The organism is Chitinimonas sp. JJ19 (assembly GCF_036961565.1).
Classification (GTDB): domain Bacteria; phylum Pseudomonadota; class Gammaproteobacteria; order Burkholderiales; family Chitinimonadaceae; genus Chitinimonas.
The window spans coordinates 221,729-240,838 of the sequence record NZ_JBAMDD010000005.1 but is presented as its reverse complement, the minus strand read 5'-3'; the positions used below and the strand labels follow the sequence as shown (position 1 = coordinate 240,838).

Annotated in this window: 8 protein-coding genes; 4 read left to right on the top strand and 4 right to left on the bottom strand. The window is 67.0% G+C overall.

The annotated features are described in order from the left end of the window. The first annotated feature begins 4 nt into the window (after positions 1-4). Positions 5-8,563, top strand: coding sequence for an amino acid adenylation domain-containing protein (locus tag V7714_RS08620; protein ID WP_335709349.1), 8,559 nt, complete (start codon positions 5-7; stop codon positions 8,561-8,563). Between the two features lie 417 nt (positions 8,564-8,980). Here the strand turns inward: V7714_RS08620 and V7714_RS08615 are convergent, their stop codons facing one another. From V7714_RS08615 to fepD, 3 genes are read right to left on the bottom strand one after another with little or no spacing between them, the layout of a single operon-like run. Next, complete coding sequence (locus V7714_RS08615; protein WP_335709348.1) at positions 8,981-9,844, bottom strand: ABC transporter ATP-binding protein; 864 nt, start codon at positions 9,842-9,844, stop codon at positions 8,981-8,983. After that, on the bottom strand, positions 9,841-10,887 hold the full coding sequence (fepG, locus tag V7714_RS08610) for an iron-enterobactin ABC transporter permease (protein ID WP_335709347.1): 1,047 nt from the start codon (positions 10,885-10,887) through the stop codon (positions 9,841-9,843). The genes V7714_RS08615 and fepG overlap by 4 nt, the downstream gene beginning before the upstream one ends. Further along, positions 10,884-11,912, bottom strand: a complete 1,029-nt coding sequence (fepD, locus tag V7714_RS08605) for a Fe(3+)-siderophore ABC transporter permease (RefSeq protein WP_335709346.1) — start codon at positions 11,910-11,912, stop codon at positions 10,884-10,886. The genes fepG and fepD overlap by 4 nt, the downstream gene beginning before the upstream one ends. 116 nt (positions 11,913-12,028) lie before the next feature. Between fepD and entS the strand changes: the two genes are divergently transcribed. Beyond that, entirely contained in the window at positions 12,029-13,300 is a 1,272-nt protein-coding gene (gene entS / locus V7714_RS08600) for an enterobactin transporter EntS (protein WP_335709345.1), read from the top strand. 175 nt (positions 13,301-13,475) lie between these two features. On the opposite strand, the gene fepB is transcribed toward entS, so the two are convergent. Further along, positions 13,476-14,558 (bottom strand): Fe2+-enterobactin ABC transporter substrate-binding protein, encoded by a 1,083-nt coding sequence (gene fepB / locus V7714_RS08595; protein ID WP_335709344.1) that lies wholly within the window; start codon positions 14,556-14,558, stop codon positions 13,476-13,478. 199 nt (positions 14,559-14,757) lie between these two features. Here fepB and V7714_RS08590 point away from each other — a divergent pair, with 199 nt between their 5' ends. Together V7714_RS08590 and V7714_RS08585 are read left to right on the top strand one after the other, a co-directional pair. Then, complete coding sequence (locus tag V7714_RS08590) at positions 14,758-15,969, top strand: efflux RND transporter periplasmic adaptor subunit (protein WP_335709343.1); 1,212 nt, start codon at positions 14,758-14,760, stop codon at positions 15,967-15,969. A 3-nt stretch (positions 15,970-15,972) separates the two neighbouring features. Then, on the top strand, positions 15,973-19,104 hold the full coding sequence (locus V7714_RS08585) for an efflux RND transporter permease subunit (protein WP_335709342.1): 3,132 nt from the start codon (positions 15,973-15,975) through the stop codon (positions 19,102-19,104). Positions 19,105-19,110 lie beyond the last annotated feature (6 nt).

Here is a 19,110-nt window from a genome sequence, read left to right as displayed (position 1 = left end):
CGACGTGTTGAATACCGCAAAATCGCAGTCGCCTGCTGACGACCTGCTGGAATTGCCCTTGCTCGGCGCGCAGCTGGGTATCTGGCTGGCTGATCAGATTGCCGACCGGAAGAATCTGTATACCGTGGCCCACTATGCCGAACTGACTGGCCAGGTGGATGCAGACCTGCTCTCCCAGGCGATACGACAGGGGCTGAGCGAGGCAGATACGCTGCATGCCCGCTTTATCGAGACGGCTGCGGGGCCGGTACAGTACCTGCCGCAGCACAGGCCGCCGGCAGCCATGCCCGGACCGGCGTGCGTGGACCTGGCTGCCGAGCCCGATCCGGCTGCGGCGGCGCTGCAGCTGATGCGGCTGGACCTGGAGCACGCGCTGCCTGCCGACGGTGAGGCGCCCTTGTTCTGCCATAGGCTGTTCCGCCTGGGGGAGGATCGCTGGTTCTGGTATCAGCGCTACCATCATGCCTGTGTCGATGGCTACAGCTTTGCCGCGCTGACCCGCCGCATGGTTGAAATCTACAACGCGCTGCGCCGTGGCGAGGTGCCGACTGCCAGCCCCTTTGTTTCCTTCGGCCGCGTGGTGGAAGAGAGCCAGGCGTATCGCCAGGGCGAAGCCTGGCAGCGCGACAAGGCCTTCTGGCAGGACTACGCGGGCCGCCTGGCCCTGCCGGTCAGCTTGTCCAGCCGCGACGCCGGCCCGGCCAGTGTCGCCAATGTCGATGTCCTGCGGCAGCGGCTGCAATGGCCGGCGCAACAGGTCGCCCAACTGGCCCGGCTGGGCGAGTCCGGCCGCCTGAGTCCGGCCGAGCTGGCCATGGCGGCGGTGGTGGCCTACCTCCATCGCCTGAGCGGACAGGCCGAGATCGTGGTGGGCGTGCCCTTTATGCGGCGCCTGGGTTCGGTGGCGGTTCGCGCTTGCGGGCCGGTGGTGAATGTCTTGCCCTTGCAGGTGACGGTGCGGGCCGAGGAGACCTTGCCCCAGCTGGCGCAGCGTATGGTGGCCGAGCTGCGCCAGGTACGCCGGCACGAGCGCTATGATGCCGAACAGCTGCAGCGCGATATGGGCCTGGTGGGCTCCCGCCGCGCCCTGTATGGCCCGACGCTCAACCTCAAGATCTACGACCAGCAGCTGGCGCTGGAAGGTGCCAGCGGCATGACCCATCTGCTGGCTGCCGGCCCGGTGGAGGACCTGGAGTTCGGCCTGTGGCTGGAAGGCGGCGCGCTGACGCTGGAGCTGGCGGCCAATCCCGCCCGTTACCGCGCCGATGAGCTGGCTTTGCATGCTGAACGACTCGATACCCTGCTGCGCGGCCTGCTGGCCAGCGAGCAGATACTGCTATCGGCACCGGCACTGCCGGGGCAGGCCGAGCTGGCCCGGCTGGCGGCTTGGTCGCAGGGGGCAAGGGTAGAAGATGCGGCCGATGTCATGGCGGTGTTCTGGCAGCAGGCCGAGGCCCAGGCGGCGGAGCGCGCCCTGGTGTGCAATGGCCTGGCGCTGGACTTCGCTACGCTGGCCGGGCAGGTGGCTCAACTGGGCCGTGAGTTGCTGGCACAGGGCCTGGGGGCGGACGATGTGGTCGCCATTGCATTACCGCGGGGGGCGCAGGCGGTAGTGGCCATCCTGGCCGTACTGGCAGCCGGCGCCGCCTATCTGCCACTGGAGCTGGATTACCCCGATGAGCGTCTGGCCTTGATGTGCGAGGACGCCCGGCCGGCACTGCTGCTGACCACGACGACCTTGCGCGGCCGGCTGCCGGCCCTGGCTAGCGTGCTGTGCCTGGACGACACCGTGGTGATGCTGCGCATAGCGGCGCGTTCGGGTGCGCCGATAGCCGAGGCCGAACTGCGCCAGCCATTGCAGGCGGCGCATCTTGCCTACCTGATTTATACCTCGGGCTCTACTGGCGCACCCAAGGGGGTGATGGTCTGCCGAGGCGGCTTGAACAACCTGCTGGCATCGCACCGCCATGGCCTCTATGGCGACACCCTTGCCGCCCTGGCCGGGCGCCGTTTACGGGCCATGCACAGCACCTCTTTCGCCTTTGATGCCTCGTGGGAGCAGCTGTTCTGGCTGGTGCTGGGGCAGGAGCTGCACCTGTGCGACGAGACGCTAAGGCGCGACGCCCAAGCGCTGGTGGAACTTGTACGCAGCCAGGCCATAGACGCCATCGACATGCCACCCTCGCTGTTGCAACAGATGCTCGACTGCGGCCTGATGGCGGCAGGCTGGCACCAGCCCTGCCTGGCCTTGGTGGGCAGCGAGGCGGTCTCGCCAGCACTGTGGCGGACGGTGCGGCAGTACCCCGGCCTGCGGGTGCACAATTTCTATGGCCCCACCGAATACACCGTCGATACCCTGAGTGCCGATGTCGCGCTGAGCGAGGAACCCGTGGTGGGGCGGCCGGTGGCCAATACCCGTGTCCATGTGCTCGACGCCCAGCTGCGCCCGGTGGCAACCGGCATGGTGGGCGAGCTGTATGTGGCCGGACCGGGACTGGCGCGGGGCTATCTGGGGCGGCCAGCAATGACGGCCAGCCGCTTCGTGGCCGACCCCTGGGCCGACGGCGGACTGATGTACCGCACTGGCGACCTGGTGCGCTGGCGTGCCGACGGGCAGCTGGAATTCATGGGCCGAGGTGACCAGCAGGTCAAGATACGCGGCTTCCGCATCGAGTTGGGCGAGATAGAGCATGCACTGGCCGCGCTGCCGGGCGTGACGGGTGCGGTGGTGCTGGCACAGGCCGTGGGCAGCAGCCACCGCCTGGTCGCCTACTGTGTGCTGGCGGATGGCCTGGCGGCAGAAGCCGGCCACGAACACGCCCTGCTGGCCGAGCTGGCCGGCCGACTGCCGGAGTACATGGTGCCGGCCGCCTTGATGCTGCTGCCGGCGTGGCCCTTGACGGTCAATGGCAAGATAGATCGCAAGGCACTGCCCGCCATTGTGCCGCAGGCTGCGGCCACACAGCGCGAAGCGGCGACCGAGGGCGAGCGGCTGGTCTGCCAGGGGGTGGCCAAGGTGCTGGGCCTTGCTGCTGTGGGGGCGGACGATGATTTCTTCAGCCTGGGGGGCGACAGCATCTCGGCCATGGGCCTGGGGAGCGAACTGCGCCGTGCCGGTTTTCTGCTGCGCCCACGCGATATCTTTGCCTTGCGCACACCGTCGCGCATGGCTGGGGCCATGCAGGCGCTCACCGGCGTCGTGTCGGCTGTGGGCGACGCGGTTGGCCAGGTAGGCCGGTTGCCCATAGTCAGCTGGTTCCACCAGCATTACGGGCTGGATAGGCGCTACGCCCAGGCGGTGCTGCTGAAGCTGCCAGCAGGCGTGGCCAAGCACCACCTGGCGCAGGCGCTGCTGGCCCTGCAGCGCGCGCACCCGGCCTTGCGCAGCAAGGTGGAAGGCGATGGCCTGGTACTTGGCCAGGCCCATGCCGAACTCGATAGCCGCATCCTGCATGAAGCGGCGCTGGCCGATGGCGAGCTGGACATGCTGTTCCGGCAGGCCGCTGCGCGCCTGGCGCCATCGCAAGGCCTGATGATGCAGGCGATCCGCCTGAGCAGCAGCGCAGGCGAGGCCTCGCTGCTGTGGGTGATCCACCATCTGGCGGTCGATGGCGTGTCCTGGCGCATCCTGCTGTCCGAATTGGCCCTTGCCTGCGAGGCCACCATGGCCGGTGTGACGCCCATGCTGCCGCGTGAGGAGACGGCGCTGCCAGAATGGTCGCGCAGCCTGGCCGCCAGTGTGCCCGGCCGCCGCGCCGAGCTGGCCATGTGGCGCAGCATGCTGGCCGAGCCGCTCCCTGCCTGGGGCAGGCGCCCGCTCAATGCCACTCACGATCACTATGGCACGGCCAGACAGCAGCGCACGCTGCTCGACGCCGACCTGACCGATGCCTTGCTGCTGAGTCTGCCGGCCGCCTACCGCGCCAATGTCGAGGAAATACTGCTGACAGCGGTGAGCCTGGCCTGCAAGACCGTTTTCGGCGCGGCCCAACTGCGCCTGGCCATGGAATCGCACGGGCGGCAGAGCGACGACGAGCGTGTGGACCTGGGGCGTACCGTGGGTTGGCTGACGGCCGAGTATCCGGTGGGGCTCGATCTGCGTGCCGTGGCGACGCCGGTGGAGGCGGTGCGTGCCATCAAGCAGGGCTTGCGGCAGATTCCTGACCGGGGCCTGGGCTATGGCGTGCTGCGCTATCTCGACGATGACCATGGGCCGGCCATGGCTGCGCTGGAGGCGCTGCACAGGCCGGCCATGTTGTTCAATTACCTGGGTCGCTTCGGCGCCAGCGAGGGCGACTGGATGCCGCAGCGGGCCGGCGGCTGCTTCGCCGATGCCTTTGCCGTGGATATGGACCCGGACATGGCGATGTTGTACGGGCTGGAACTCAATGCCTTTGTTGAAGGGGGGGCTGGCAGGCCGCGCCTGGCGCTGAACTGGACCTGGGCGCCGGCCATCCACGACGAGGCCACCATCGCCCATCTGCATCAGGCGGTGGCCCAGCATGCTGGCGAGCTGGCGGCGTATGCGCAGCAGCATGCCGATGCTGCTGGCGACACCCTGGTGGCGGCCCAGACCCTGCTGGCGCCGGGGCTGACGCTGAGTGCCGCCGAGCTGGCAGCCTTGCGCGAGCGGCACGGCCCCCTGGCGGCGGTGCTACCCGTCCTGCCGCTGCAGGAAGGGCTGCTGTTCCACGCACAACTGGGCGAGACCGCCAGCAAGTACAACTCCATCACCCGGCTTGATTTCACCGGGCCGATCGACGTGGCCGGCCTGCGCGATGCGCTGGAGGCTGTGCTGCGGCGCCATCCCCAGCTGGGGGCGCGGTTTGATGACGAGTTGCGGCAGGAAGCACTGCAGGTGCTGCCCTTGCCGCCCCTGCAGGCAGGGCGCCGCTGGCCCTGGCAGGAAGTGGATCTGGCTAGCCTGCCACGCGATGCACAGCCGGCAGCCTTGCGGGAGCTGGAGCGCGCCGAGCTGGAGCGCGATTTCGTCATCGGCACGGCCGGCAAGGCACCTTTGTTGCATGCGCTGTTGGCTCACCATGGCGACGCCGTGCATAGCCTGTTCATTACCGCCCACCACCTGGTGGTGGACGGCTGGTCTACCCCCATCCTGTTGCGCGACCTGCTGCAGGCCTATGGCGACGGCCCCGCTAGCCTGCAGCCTACGCGGGTGGACTACGCCACCGTGGTGCAGGCCCTGTCGCGGCGCGACCTGGCCACGGCGCGCACGCTATGGCGCGAGGTACTGGCGGATGCCAAACCCACCTTGCTGTACGGCGGCGAGACAGCCGAACCGGCAGTACACGAGCTGGAGATGATCGTCCCCGCCGAGCTGGAGCAGGCACTGACGGCCCGCTGCCGTGAGCAGGGGGTGACGCTCAATACCCTGATGCAGGGCGCGTGGGCGGCATTGCTGTCCATTCTCACCGGCCGCGATGACGTGGTATTCGGCTCCCCGGTATCGGGCCGGTTCAGCCCGGTGGATGGCATAGACGAGCATATCGGCCTGTTCAGCAACACCATTCCGGTACGTATCCGCCTCAAGCCGCAGCAACCCTTGCTGGCACAACTGGCTGCTGTGCAGGCGCAGCAGATACAGCTGCTGGAGAACGACGGCCTGGGCCTGGGCGAGATACAACGCCTGGCGGGGCAGACCAATCTGTTCGATACCCTGCTGGTGGTCGAGAACTACCCGGACCAGGATGATCTGCATGCCCGGGACTACCAGGGAGCGCAGCTGGGCGCGTTGCGCAACCGTGGCCATACCCATTACCCGCTCACCATCCTGGTACTGCCGGGCGAGCAGCTAAGACTGTTGATCGAGTATCGCAATCTGGTGCGCGAGCCGGCGTTGCTGGCGGAGCGGCTGCGCATGCTGCTGGACTATCTGGCCTACAGGCCCGAGCTGCCATGGGGCGCCTATCTGGCACCGACACCCGCCGAGCTGCAGCTGGTGGCGCGTATCAACGCCACCCAGGCCCAGGTGCCGAGCACGACCTTGCGCGCCATGCTGGCAGAACAGGCCGAGCGCACGCCCGAGTGGCCAGCACTGCTGGACGAGGCTCACCAGTTGGACTACCGGCAGACGCGCAGACAGGTGGCGCTGCTGGGTGCCCGCATGCAGGCGGCCGGGGTGGGGCTGGGCGACATTGTCGCCGTGGCATTGCCGCGCTCGGTGCTGCTGAGCCTGGCGCTGATGGCGGCGATAGAGGCTGGGGCGGCCTACCTGCCGCTGGATACCGGCTACCCTGACGACCGCCTGGCCTATATGGTCGGCGACGCCAAGCCTGCCGTGATCGTGACCACCAATGCACTGTCAGCCCGCTTTGCCCACCTGGGCACGCTGTTCCTGATCGATGCGCTGGAGCCGGACGCCGGCCAGGCCCTGCCGGCCTGTGTGGCAGACGGGCTCACGCCTGAGCATCCGGCTTACCTCCTCTATACCTCCGGCTCGACGGGCCGGCCCAAGGGAGTGCTGGTATCGCACCAGGCCATCGTCAACCGGCTGGCCTGGATGCAGCATGAGTATGGCCTGAGCGCCGAGGACGTGGTGCTGCAGAAGACACCCTGCAGCTTCGATGTATCGGTCTGGGAGTTCTTCTGGCCATTGATGTACGGTGCTCGTCTCTATATGGCACCACCCGAGTCGCACCGCGACCCGGAGGCCCTGCTGCGCTTGATCGACGAGCAGGGTATTACCACGGCGCACTTCGTACCCTCGATGCTGGCGGCCTTCGTGGGCCATCTGCAGGGGCTGCCGGCCGCGCAGGCAGGCCATTGCAGCAGCTTGCGGCGGGTGTTCTGCAGCGGCGAAGCCCTCTCGCGCGAGCTGGCCAACCTGTATGCCGTGCTGCTGGTGGCCCCGCTGCATAATCTATACGGCCCCACCGAGGCGGCGGTGGATGTCAGCTACAAGCCGGCGGCGGATGACGACGCCGGCACCCGGCTGGCGGCCAGCGTGCCTATCGGTCGCCCGGTCTGGAACACCCAGATGCGCATCCTCGACAACTACCTGCGGCCAGTGCCGGTGGGCGTGCCGGGTGAGCTGTACCTGGCGGGCATACAGCTGGCCCATGGCTACCTGGGCAGGCCCGACCTGACGGCGACTCGCTTTGTGGCCGACCCCTGGGGCGATGGCGAGCGCATGTACCGTACCGGCGACGTGGCGCGCTGGCTGCCGACCGGCGATGTGGAATACCTGGGCCGCAGCGATGACCAGCTCAAGATACGCGGACAGCGTATCGAGCTGGGCGAGATCGAGGCGGCACTGCTGGCGCAGCCCGGTGTGGCACGGGCGGTGGTGCATGCCCGCACCCTGGGCAACCAGCCGGGCATGGCAGGTGCCGACGCCAGGCAACTGGTGGGCTATGTGATTCCTGGCGATCCAGCGGCGGACATGGACACGACAGCTTTGCGCACGGCGCTGGCGGCCCGTTTGCCAGCACATATGGTGCCGGTGGCCATCGTCAGCCTGGCCAGTTTTCCGCTCAGCGCCAACGGCAAGCTGGACCGCAAGGCCCTACCCGAGCCATCCGGCGCGGGTACGGCTGGCGGCCGGTTGCCGCGGCCAGGCCTGGAGAGCCAGGTGGCGGCCGCCTTTGCCCGTATCCTGGCGCTGCCGGCCGTACTGGCGGAGGACGATTTCTTTGCCCTGGGTGGTCATTCACTGTTGGCCATGCGATTGGCGGCGGAGCTGCGCCGCGAATTGCGCCAGGGCGTGTCGGTCGGCCAGATCATGGTCTCGCCTACGGTAGCCAAGTTGGCCGCTGTACTGGGCGACAGCAGGCCGGCAGCCGACCCGGCCAATGCCGGCTTCGGCGAAGTGCTGCACCTGCGGCCTGGCCAGGGCAAGCCCCTGTTCTGCGTCCACCCGGCGTCGGGCTTTGCCTGGCAGTACAGCGGGCTCTCCCGCTATCTGCCCGAGGGCCTGGGCATGGTCGGGCTGCAATCGCCACGGCCGCAAGGTGCGATCGCGGCCAGTGCCGACATGCCGGCCATGGTGGAACAACACTTGGCCAATCTGCGGCGCATACAGCCACAAGGCCCCTATCACCTGATCGGCTATTCGCTGGGCGGCACCGTGGCGCAGGGGCTGGCAGCGCGGCTGCAGGCAGAAGGCGAGACGGTGGCCTTCCTGGGGCTGCTCGATACCTATCCACCCGAGGGCCAGGATTGGAGCGGCCCGACGGAGGAGGAGGCCAAATCCGAGGTGGCGCGCGAGCAGGCACAGTTCATGGCGGCGACCGAAGAGGCGGCCGATGAATTCATGCTGCGCGAGAAGACCGAGATGTTCGGTCATATCGTGGCCAACTACCAGGACGCCGTTCGTTTGTTGTCGCAGGCCAGCACCCAGCGGTTCGAGGGGGAGGCGGTACTGTTCGTCGCCAAGCGGACCCTGCCGCAGGGCATGGATGTGCAGCAGACCTGGGCACCGTTCGTGGCCGGCCTGCAAGTGCATGAATTCGACTGCGCACACGAGGACATCGTCTCGCCGGCCTCGCTGGAGGCACTAGGGCCGTGTCTGGCGCAATTGCTGGGGGGGATTGATAGCTTGGGTTGATGCGGGGCTAGCGCGATAGCGACAAGGTGTTCTGAGGCCGGCGGCTGTGGGCGGTGGCAGTTTAGGTGCTTGGGAATCAGGCAACGGGTAAACCAGTGTGACTAGTATGGGGCGCCTGTACCAAGCACCTATGCTGTACCGGCAGTAGTTATTGAGCAACTGTGCGCGGAAACGTCAGAAGTGCGTCGGACTCCGCCAGGGCCGCACAAGCCGGGCGCTGGGAGCGAGGAAAGTGGATAGGTCGATGTCATGACGGCAGCTTCGACCCCGGTGCCAGGTGGCAATCGCTCAGGTTCTGGCCACTACTACAGCCCGCCTACTGTCCCTTGCACGGCGCCCACGGGTGCATGCCCAGCCGGTACTGCGTTGCTGGTGGCGTTTGAACTGACGACGGCCATGTCTGTAGTCGATGCAGGTTTAGGCCAGATGCGGCTTGCCCCGCGGGATCACCATGGGCGTGTGGCTTATCGGGTCGGCCATCACCAGGCAGGGCAGGCCGAATACCTGTTCCACCATGTCGGCCGTCACCACTTCGCCGGGTGCGCCCTCGGCCACGATGCGGCCTTCGCGCATGGCGATCAGGTGGGTGGCGTAGCGGCAGGCATGGTTCAGGTCGTGCAGCACGGCGATCAGGGTGCGGCCGGTGTGGCGGTTGAGATGGCGGAACAGTTCCAGCAGCTCGATCTGGTGGGCGATGTCCAGGTAGGTGGTGGGTTCGTCCAGTAGCAGCAGGGGTGTTTCCTGCGCCAGGGCCATGGCGACCCAGACGCGCTGGCGCTGGCCGCCCGATAGCTCGTCCACCGCACGGCCGGCCAGGTCGGCTACGCCGGTGGCTTGCATGGCGGTCTGTACCGCAGCCTCGTCCTGCGGGCTCCACTGCCGCAACAGGCTTTGGTGGGGGTAGCGGCCACGCGATACCAGATCGAGCACGCTGATGCCGTCGGGCGCCGTGGCGCTCTGTGGCAGCAGGCCCAACTGCTGGGCAACGCTGCGCGCCGGATAGTCGCGTATCTGCTTGCCGTCCAGGTAGACCTGGCCGGCCTGCGGCGTGATCAGGCGGCACAGGCTGCGCAGCAGGGTGGATTTGCCGCAGCCATTGGGGCCGACGATGACGGTGAAGGAGCCGTCGGGGATGCGCACATCCAGCTGCGGGCAGATCACCCGGTCGCCGTAGCCCAGCCGCAGGTGCTGGCCGCGCAGCCGGGCAGGAGCGGGCGCGGTATGTTGCGGTGTGGCTTCGTCAGGGACCGGGTGGACGACGGATAGGCGGGCAGAGGTCATGATGAGGCCAGGCGGGATTGACGGAACAGCAGCCATACCAGGTAGAGGCCGCCGATGCTGACGGTAACGATGCCGACCGGTAGCTGGCGTGGGGCGAACAGGTGCTGGGCGCAATAGTCGGCCAGCAACAGCAGCAGGGCACCGACCCAGAAGGCGCAGAGCAGTGCCGTGCCATGGCTGCGGCTGAGCCGTTGTGCGATCTGCGGTGCGGCCAGGGCAATAAAGGAGATGGGGCCGGCGGCGGCGGTGGCGGCGGCCGTGAGCACCACGCCCAGGCTCATCAGCTGCAGGCGCGTGCGTTCGGCAGGCACGCCCAGCGCACTGGCGCTGTCATCGCCCATTTCCAGCAGTGCCATTCGGCGACTGAGCAGCAGCGTCAGCACCATGGCGACCAGGCTGAACAGCGCGGAAGGCAGGGCCTTGTCCCAGGTGATGCCGTTGAGTGAGCCGGCGCCCCAGAGTGCGGCTGTCATGGCCGATTCCAGGCTGGCGCTGATCATCAGCCAAGTATTGAAAGCCGCCAGCATGGCACTGATGGCGATACCCACGATGATCAGGCGAAAGCCCTGGATGCCACGTCGATAAGCCAGCAGATAGACCAGCAGGGCGGCAGCCAGGCCACCCGCCAGGGCGCCCGTGGCGATCTCGAAGTAAGAGCCCTGCAGCAGGATGATGGTGACCAGGGCGCCGGTATAGGCACCGGTGTTGAAGCCGATGACATCCGGGCTGCCCAGCGGGTTGCGTATCAGCGACTGGAAGATGGCGCCGCTCATGCCCAGTGCACCGCCCACTACCAGCGCCATCACCACGCGCGGCAGCCGCCATTCACGCACCACGGCGGCCAGCCGTGCAGGGCCTTCGCCCAGCAGCGCCTGCCAGACCTGGGCGTGACTCAGTTCCAGCGCACCGGCACCGAGGGCGAGCCCGGCCAGCATCAAGGCCGCCAGGGCCAGCAGCATGCCTACCCAGAGGCCCTGGGCTCGCACGCGCAGGTAGACCGGCCCCGTGGGCCGGCCCAGGTAGAGGTAATCGGATGGCCTCATGCGCGGCCCCCGCTGAGTTGCGCCCGTCGCGCCAGCCAGATCAGCACCGGGGCGCCGACGAAGGCTGTGACGATGGACACACGCAGTTCGCCCGGTACCAGCAGCCGGCCGATGATGTCGGAGGCCAGCAGCAGTACCGGTGCCAGCAGCAGCGTGCAGGCCATGATCCAGCGCTGGTCGGTGCCCATCATCCAGCGGGCAATGTGCGGAATCATCAGGCCGACAAAGCCTATGGGGCCGGCGATGGCCGTGCTGGCACCGCACAGCAGGGTGATGGCCAGTACTGCCGTGGCATGGATCAGCCTGGGCCGGCTGCCCAGCGAGACGGCCAGGTCCTCGCCCATGCCCAGTACATTGAGCGGGCGTGCCAGCAGCAGGGCGATGACGATGCCCAGCAGCAGGGCGGGTGCCACCTGCAGCACCAGGGCCAGATCGCGTACGTCGAGCGAGCCGGCACTCCAGAAGCGTACGCGGTCGAAGGCCCAGGGGTTGAGCAAGGTGATGCTGGAGGCAAAGCCCATCATCACCGCGCTGATGGCCACGCCGGCCAGGACGAAGCGCATGGGTTCCAGCCTGGCTGTGCCATAGGCGCCGACCAGATAGACCAGCAAGGTGGTGGCCAGCGCGCCGGTAAAGGCGAAGGCCAGGTAGCCCGCTGCCGAAGTAATACCGAAGACGCCGGCACCCAATACCACGGCAAAGCTGGCGCCAGCGTTGACGCCCAGTATGCCGGGATCGGCCAGCGGGTTGCGGGTGAGCGCCTGGATGATGGCGCCGGAGAGACCCAGCGCAGCACCGGCCAACAGGCCCAGCAGGGTACGTGGCAGGCGGCCTTGGGTGATGATGATGGCGTCGGGGTGCAGGCCAGATCCGAACAGGCTGTCGGCCACGACCGCCAGGGCGATGGGCTTGGCGCCCAGGGTCAGGCTGAGCAGGACCAGCACCGCAAGCAGTCCTAGGCAAAGCACCAGCCAGGCCAGCCGGTTGGCGGCAGGTAAGGTGGTGGGCAGGGGAGCTTTATGCATTAACAAATGCAAATCATTCGTATTTAGATTTGACCATGTTAACATGCCGGGCCGGCAAAAGCCCGGCAAGCGCCTCGCCTTGCCGCCATTCTCTCAGCCCATCGGATCGCCCGCCTATGAGTCGCCCCAGCATTTTCCTGGATTTCAGCCTGCTCAAGCAGAACGCCCATTTCCGGGCTGTGTTCGTGGCCCGCATGATGTCGGTGCTGGCACTCGGCATCCTGATGGTGGCCGTGCCGGTGCAGATCCACCAGCTGACCGGCTCCACACTGCAGGTTGGCCTTGCCATGGCGCTGGATGGTATCGGCATGTTCGTGGGCCTGATGTGCGGCGGCGTGCTGGCAGACCGGTACGACCGGCGCAGCTTGATCTTGCTGGCGCGGGGGCTGTGCGGCATCGGCTTCCTGGCCTTGGCCGCCAACAGCTTTATAGCCGCGCCGTCGTTGACGGCGCTTTATCTGGTATCGCTATGGGATGGCTTTTTCGGGGCCATGGGCATTACGGCGCTGATGGCGGCCACGCCTGCGCTGGTGGGGCGTGAGAACCTGCCAGCCGCCGGCGCCTTGAGCATGCTGATCGTGCGCTTTGGCGCGGTGCTGGCCCCGGCCATAGGCGGGGTGCTGATCGTGAGTGCGGGCGTCAGCTGGAACTACCTGCTGGCCGGTGTCGGCACCCTGTGCACGCTGCTGCCGCTGACTCGCCTGCCCACCCTGCTGCCGCAAGGGGGCGAGCCGGAGCACCCGCTGCAGGCGCTGCGCGAGGGAGTGCAGTTCCTGTGGCAGAACAAGGTGGTAGGCGCCGTGGTGGCGGTGGGTACTTTACAGGCGCTGTTGAGTGCCGTGCGCGTGCTGTTCCCTGCCTTGGCGGAGGACGGTTACGGCGGCGGCGCGTTTGAAGTGGGCCTGATGTATGGCGCCGTGCCCCTTGGCGCCATGCTGGGGGCTTTTACGAGTGGCTGGGTGGGCGGCCTGCGCCGGCCTGGCCGGGTGATGCTGGGTGCTGTGCTGGGCTCTTCCCTGGCGGTGTCTGTCCTGGGCTTGGTGGGCCATATCCTGCCGGCGCTGATGGCGTTGGCCATCATCGGCTACCTGGGTTCCATCGCCTCGCTGCTGCAGTTCACCCTGGTGCAAAGCCATACCCCCGATCACCTGCTGGGCCGTATCAACAGCCTGTGGAACGCGCAGGACGTGGTAGGCGATGCGGCTGGGGCGGTGGGTGTGGGCGCGCTGGCACGCGTCGTGGCACCCCTGGGTGCCGCCGCCACGCTGGGGGGCATCGCTGCCGGCCTGGTCGTGCTGATGGGGCTGGGCTTTGGCACCCTGCGCCGGCTGGGCGGCCAGGCGCCGATTGCGCCGGCACCGCTGCCTGCGGCCGCTGCTGCGGAGTAAGAGCGTCTGGCGGGAGCGTGGCTTGCTGTCACGCACCAGCCGGTGCCAGCTGGTAACGCTAGCCTATTTATCTGATTAGGCCTCGCCAGCAGGCGAGGCCTAGGTTCGCCAGGTATCGGGTGCAGCGCATGAGCCTGTCCATGGCGCAACCCCTCATCAGGCGTGTCGTTGCTGCCTATCCCTGGTTGGCAGGGTTGCTTGCTGTTTTGTCCTGTTCACCGCTGACCGCCTGGTTGCCGTGGAACAGCGTCTGCATATGCCGCAGCAGTTGGGTGGCGCTGTAGTAGTCGAGGCGGAAGGTGTCCAGCCCCATGGGGTAGACGTGACCGGCCTTGATGGCCGGGCTGCCCGCCAGGAAACGATTGCGCTTCACCTGCGCGGCGGTCTGCGCGTTGCCGGAGAACAGCAGCAGGGTCTGGCCCTGCAGGCCGTCGGCGAACTTCTCGCCCGACAGCTGGATGATGTCCTTGCGTACGCCCATGCTCTTGTCGCCCTTGACCGAGTCCGGCACGGTGGCGAGCGTGAAGCCCAGATCCGTCAGCAGCTTGCCCTGGGCCGAGGCGCCGGTCCAGACATTGGCGCCGGAATCGTCTTCGTAGTAGACCAGGGCCGTGGTGGGTTGCGGCGGCAGCACCAGGCTGGCGCGGGTGGCGGCCGCCAGGCTGTCGAAGCGCTGGATGGCAGCGGCGGCATCGGCCTCGTGGCCGGTGGCGCGGCCGAACAGTGTGGCCAGCTCCTGCCAGCTCTTGTCGTCGTAGTTAACCACCAGGGTTGGGGCCACCAGGTTCAGCTGCTCATACAGCTTGAGCGCCGAGTCGCCACCGGTGCCGGCCACGATGATGAGGTCAGGATTGGCCGCGATGATGGCTTCGGCGTTCGGCTCACCGCGATAGAGCGGTTGCAGCTTGCGAGCCTCGGCAACGTCAGACCACTGGGTGAAGAAGCCCTGCTCGTCGGTGATGGCGGTGCCGCCCTGGGTGGCGCCGCTGGCCACGATAGGTGCGTTGATGGTGAGCAGGGTGCCGGTCAGCGTGACGCTGGTGGAGACGATGCGCTGTGGCGGGCGTTCAATGACGACTTCACCCTTGGCAGTCATGATGCTGCGGGGCCAGCCGTTGGCAGGGCTGGATTGGGTGGTGACGGGGGCCTCGGCCTGCTGGCCGCAGCCACCCAGCAGGGCGAGCAGCAGGCAGGCGGCCAGCCAGGCTGCCGTGGAGTAAGAAACCGCTTCTCGCTTGAATAGGCTGGTGATACGCATGTTTTCCAGGGTCTTGAGGGGAAGGGGGGCGGCGCCAGCGATTGACAGCGGCAGCCTGCATGCGCAATTCTATTACGAATGATAAGTATTATCATTAAAATCATGGCAACGCGGCTTACTGCCGCGCACGGGTCCAGAGTAGATGCCCGACCGGCTTTCCAGATCCATTTCCCCACTGTGAACAAGGAGTCGCTTGCCCATGGCAGCCCGCGCAAGCGCAGCTGCTGACGGCAGGCTATCGACCATGCTGAAGAAAAGTCTTGCCCTGTTGCTGCCGCTAGGCCTGCTGGGTTGTAGCAAGGCCCCCGCAGGCGACCCGGCAGCCGAAGGCCCGCCCGCCATGGCACCCAAGGTCGGCGTCTTGACACTGGCGGCCCAGGACGCACCGGTGCTGACCGAGCTGGCCGGGCGTACGGCGGCGTATCGTGTGTCGGAAGTCCGGCCACAGGTATCGGGCATCGTGCAGCGCAGGCTGTTCGAGGAGGGTGCCCTGGTCCGCGCCGGCCAGGTGCTGTACCAGATCGACTCGGGCAGCTACCAGGCGGCGCACGACCAGGCGCAGGCTAACCTGGCCGATGCCGAGGCCAACCTGGCCAGCCTGCAAGGCAAGGTGCGCCGCTATGAGGAGCTGAGCAAGCTCAATTTCGTCAGCCCACAGGCGCTGGACGACATGAAGTCTGCCTATCAGCAGGGCGTAGCGGCCGCTGCGGCGCGGCGCGCCAGCACCAAGGCCACCCAGGTGGAGCTGGAGCGGACCCGGATTACGGCGCCGATCAGCGGGCGCATAGGTCGCTCCGAGGTGACCGAGGGCGCGTTGGTCTCCGCTGGGCAAGGTGGGGCGATGGCGACCATACAGCAGCTTGATCCCATCTATGTCGATATCGTCCAGTCCAGCCAGGCGCTGCTTGGTCTCAAGCGAACCTTTCCCCAGGGTGGGCTGCGCACGGCGGGTGCCAAGGTCACGCTGCGGCTGGAGGACGGCCAGCGCTACCCGCACGTGGGTGTGCTGAAGTTCGCCGAGGTGGGGGTGGACCCGGCAACCGGTGCGGTGACGCTGCGGGCGGAATTTCCCAACCCAGATGGCCTGCTGCTGCCCGGCATGTATGTGCGGGCGGAGGTCGAGCAGGCGGTACAGCGGCGGGTTTTCCTGGTGCCGCAGCAAGGCGTGGCCTACAGCGCCAGGGGCGAGCCCACGGCGCTGGTGGTCAATGCCCGCAACCAGGCCGAAGCGCGGCAACTGGCCGTGCACGGCAGCCTGGGCAATCACTGGGTGGTCACCGCCGGCTTGCGCAGCGGCGACCGGCTGATTGTCGACGGCTTGCAGCGGGTGCGGCCGGGACAGCCGGTCGAGGCCGTACAGGCTGTGGCAGGTGCCGATGCGCCCGCGCCCGGGCGCGGAAAGGGGGGCTGATCCATGCTGGCTCGCTTCTTCATCGAGCGCCCGGTGTTTGCCTGGGTGTTGGCGATCATGACCATGCTGGCCGGCACCGTGGCGGTCAGCCGCCTGTCTGTCTCGCAGTATCCCGACATCGCCCCGCCATCGGTGATGATCAGCGCCAGCTACCCTGGTGCATCGGCCCAGGTGGTGGAAAACAGCGTTACCCAGGTGCTTGAGCAGGAGCTGAAAGGCCTCGACAACCTTATGTACTTCAGCTCGAACAGCAGCGGCGCCGGGCGTGCCGAAATCATGCTGACGTTCAAGCAGGGCACCGATCCTGACGTCGCCCAGGTACAGGTACAGAACAAGGCCAGCCAGGTGGCCAGCCGCTTGCCGGGGCCGGTGCAGCAGAACGGGCTGACTGTCACCAAGCTGCAGAGCGGCTTCCTGATGATAGCGGCCTTCTACGACACCACGCGCCAGCGCAGCGACACCGATATCTCGGACTGGCTGGCCAGCACCTTGCAAGACCCATTGAGCCGGGTGGAGGGCGTGGGCCGGGTGCAGAATTTCGGCGCGCCCTATGCCATGCGTATCTGGCTGGACCCACACAAGCTGCGCAGCCATGGTCTGATGCCCTTGGATGTGACTGACGCCATTGCCAAGCAGAATACCGAAGTCTCGGTAGGCGAGATGGGGGCACGGCCATCGGCCGATACCCAGCAGCTCAACGCGACGGTGACGGCACTGTCGCGCCTGAAGACGCCCGAGCAGTTCCGCAATATCGTCATCAAGACCAGCCCCTATGGCGCGGTGGTGCGCTTGGGCGATGTCGCCCGGGTTGAGCTGGGCAGCGAGGACTATGGCAGTACCTCGCGCTTGAACGGCTACCCTGCCTCCGGGCTGGCCTTCATGCTGGCGCCAGACGCCAATGCCCTGGTCACAGCCCAGGCGATCAAGGACAAGGTGGCCGAGCTGCGCAAGGCTTTCCCGCCGGGCATGGAGGTGTCCTTCCCTGAAGATACCTCGCGCTTCGTCAAGCTCTCCATACGCGAGGTCTGCAAGACGCTGCTGGAGGCCGTGGCGTTGGTCGTGCTGGTGATGTACCTCTTCCTGCAGAACTGGCGCGCCACGCTGATTCCCGCCATCACCGTGCCCATCGTGCTGCTGGGCACCTTTGGCGTGCTGGCCGTGGCGGGCTACTCCATCAACACCCTGACCTTGTTTGCCATGGTACTGGCCATCGGCCTGCTGGTGGACGACGCTATCGTGGTGGTCGAGAACGTCGAGCGCATCATGCTGGAGCGCGGCCTCGATGCGCGGGCGGCCACCCTGGCCTCCATGCGGGAGATCACCGGTGCCCTGGTCGGCATCGCCATGGTGCTGGGGGCGGTCTTTCTGCCCATGGCTTTCTTCGGCGGTTCGGTCGGTGTGATCTACCGCCAGTTCTCGGTCACCATTGTGGCGGCTATGGCGCTGTCGGTGCTGGTGGCGGTGTGCATTACGCCCGCGCTGTGCGCCACCTTCCTCAAGCCTGGCCACGCTGTGCGGCAGGGCGGCTTGCTGGGGCGCTTCAATCGCGGCTTCGATGCCGCGCAACGGCGCTATGGCGGCTGGCTGGGTGCCTTGCTGGCACGGCCGGTGCGCTACGGCCTGGTCTACCTGGCCATCGTCGGGTTGATGGGGGTCTTGCATTACCGCCTGCCTACGGCCTTCATACCCGACGATGACCAGGGTACGGTCATGGTGCAGTTCACCCTGCCCAGCGGTGCCACCTACCCTCGCACGGCCAAGGTGGTGGAGGCGGTGGAACGGCATTTTCTGGAGACCGAGCAAGCCAACGTTGATGCCATCTACACCCTGGCCGGTTTCAGCTTTGGCGGGCCTGGACAGAATGCCGGCATGGCCTTTATCTCACTCAAGGATTGGTCCGAGCGCCAGGGCGAAGCAAACAGCGCGCTGGCGATTGCCGAGCGTGCCAACCAGGCCTTGAGCCAGTTGCGCGATGCCGATGTGTTCAGCATGGTACTGCCCCCCATCGAAGGCCTGGGCCAGACCAATGGCTTTGATTTCTGGCTGCAGGATATCAGCGGCCAGGGGCAGGCCAGCCTGGCCCTGGCCAGGGAGCAACTGGTTGCCAAGGCCCAGCGCGACCCGCGCCTGATGGCGGTGCGAGCCAACGGCAACGACAGCATGCCGCAACTACGGGTGGAGGTGGATCAGGTCAAGGCCGCCGTACTGGGCCTGGACCTCGCTGATGTGAACAGCACCCTGGGTACGGCCTGGGGCGGCAGCTACGTCAACGACTTCATCCACCAGGGCCGGGTCAAGAAGGTCATAGTGCAGGCGGATGCACCGTACCGTTCACGTCCCGAGGATATCGGGCTGTGGGCGGTACGTGGCGGCGGCGGCCAGATGACCCCATTCAGCGCCTTCGCCCAGACACGCTGGGAGGAAGGCCCGGCACAGCTGCGCCGCTACAATGGCATGATGGCCACCCAGGTGTTCGGTTCTGCCGCGCCAGGCGTCAGCTCCGGTGATGCCATGGCGGCTATCGAACAACTGGCGGCACGCCTGCCCGGCACCAGCTATGAGTGGAGCGGCCTTTCCTACCAGGACAAGCTGTCCAGCGGCCAGGCCCCCATGCTGTATGCCGCCTCCATACTGTTCGTCTTCCTGTGCCTCGCGGCGCTGTACGAGAGCTGGTCGGTACCGGTAGCCGTACTGATGGTCATACCGCTCGGCGTGGTCGGGGCCATGCTGGCTGTCAGCATCCGAGGCCTGCCCAGCGACATCTACTTCCAGGTGGGGCTGTTGACCACGGTAGGCCTGTCCGCCAAGAATGCCATCCTGATCATCGAGTTCGCCGAGGCTGCCGTACGCAATGGTGCCACCGCGCTGGACGGCGTACTGCAGGGTGCCAGCCTGCGCCTGCGGCCTATCCTGATGACCTCGCTGGCCTTTGGCGCGGGCGTCGTGCCCTTGGTGCTGGCTACAGGGCCGGGCTCGGCCAGCCAGCATGCGGTCGGCACCGGCGTGCTGGGTGGGGTAGTGACGGCGACCTTGCTGGCGATTTTCTTTGTGCCGCTGGCCTATCTGCTGACGCATGGCTTGGCCGCTCGATTACGCCACTGGCGCCAGCCTGTGGCCAAGGCCATGGTGGCCTGATCAGCC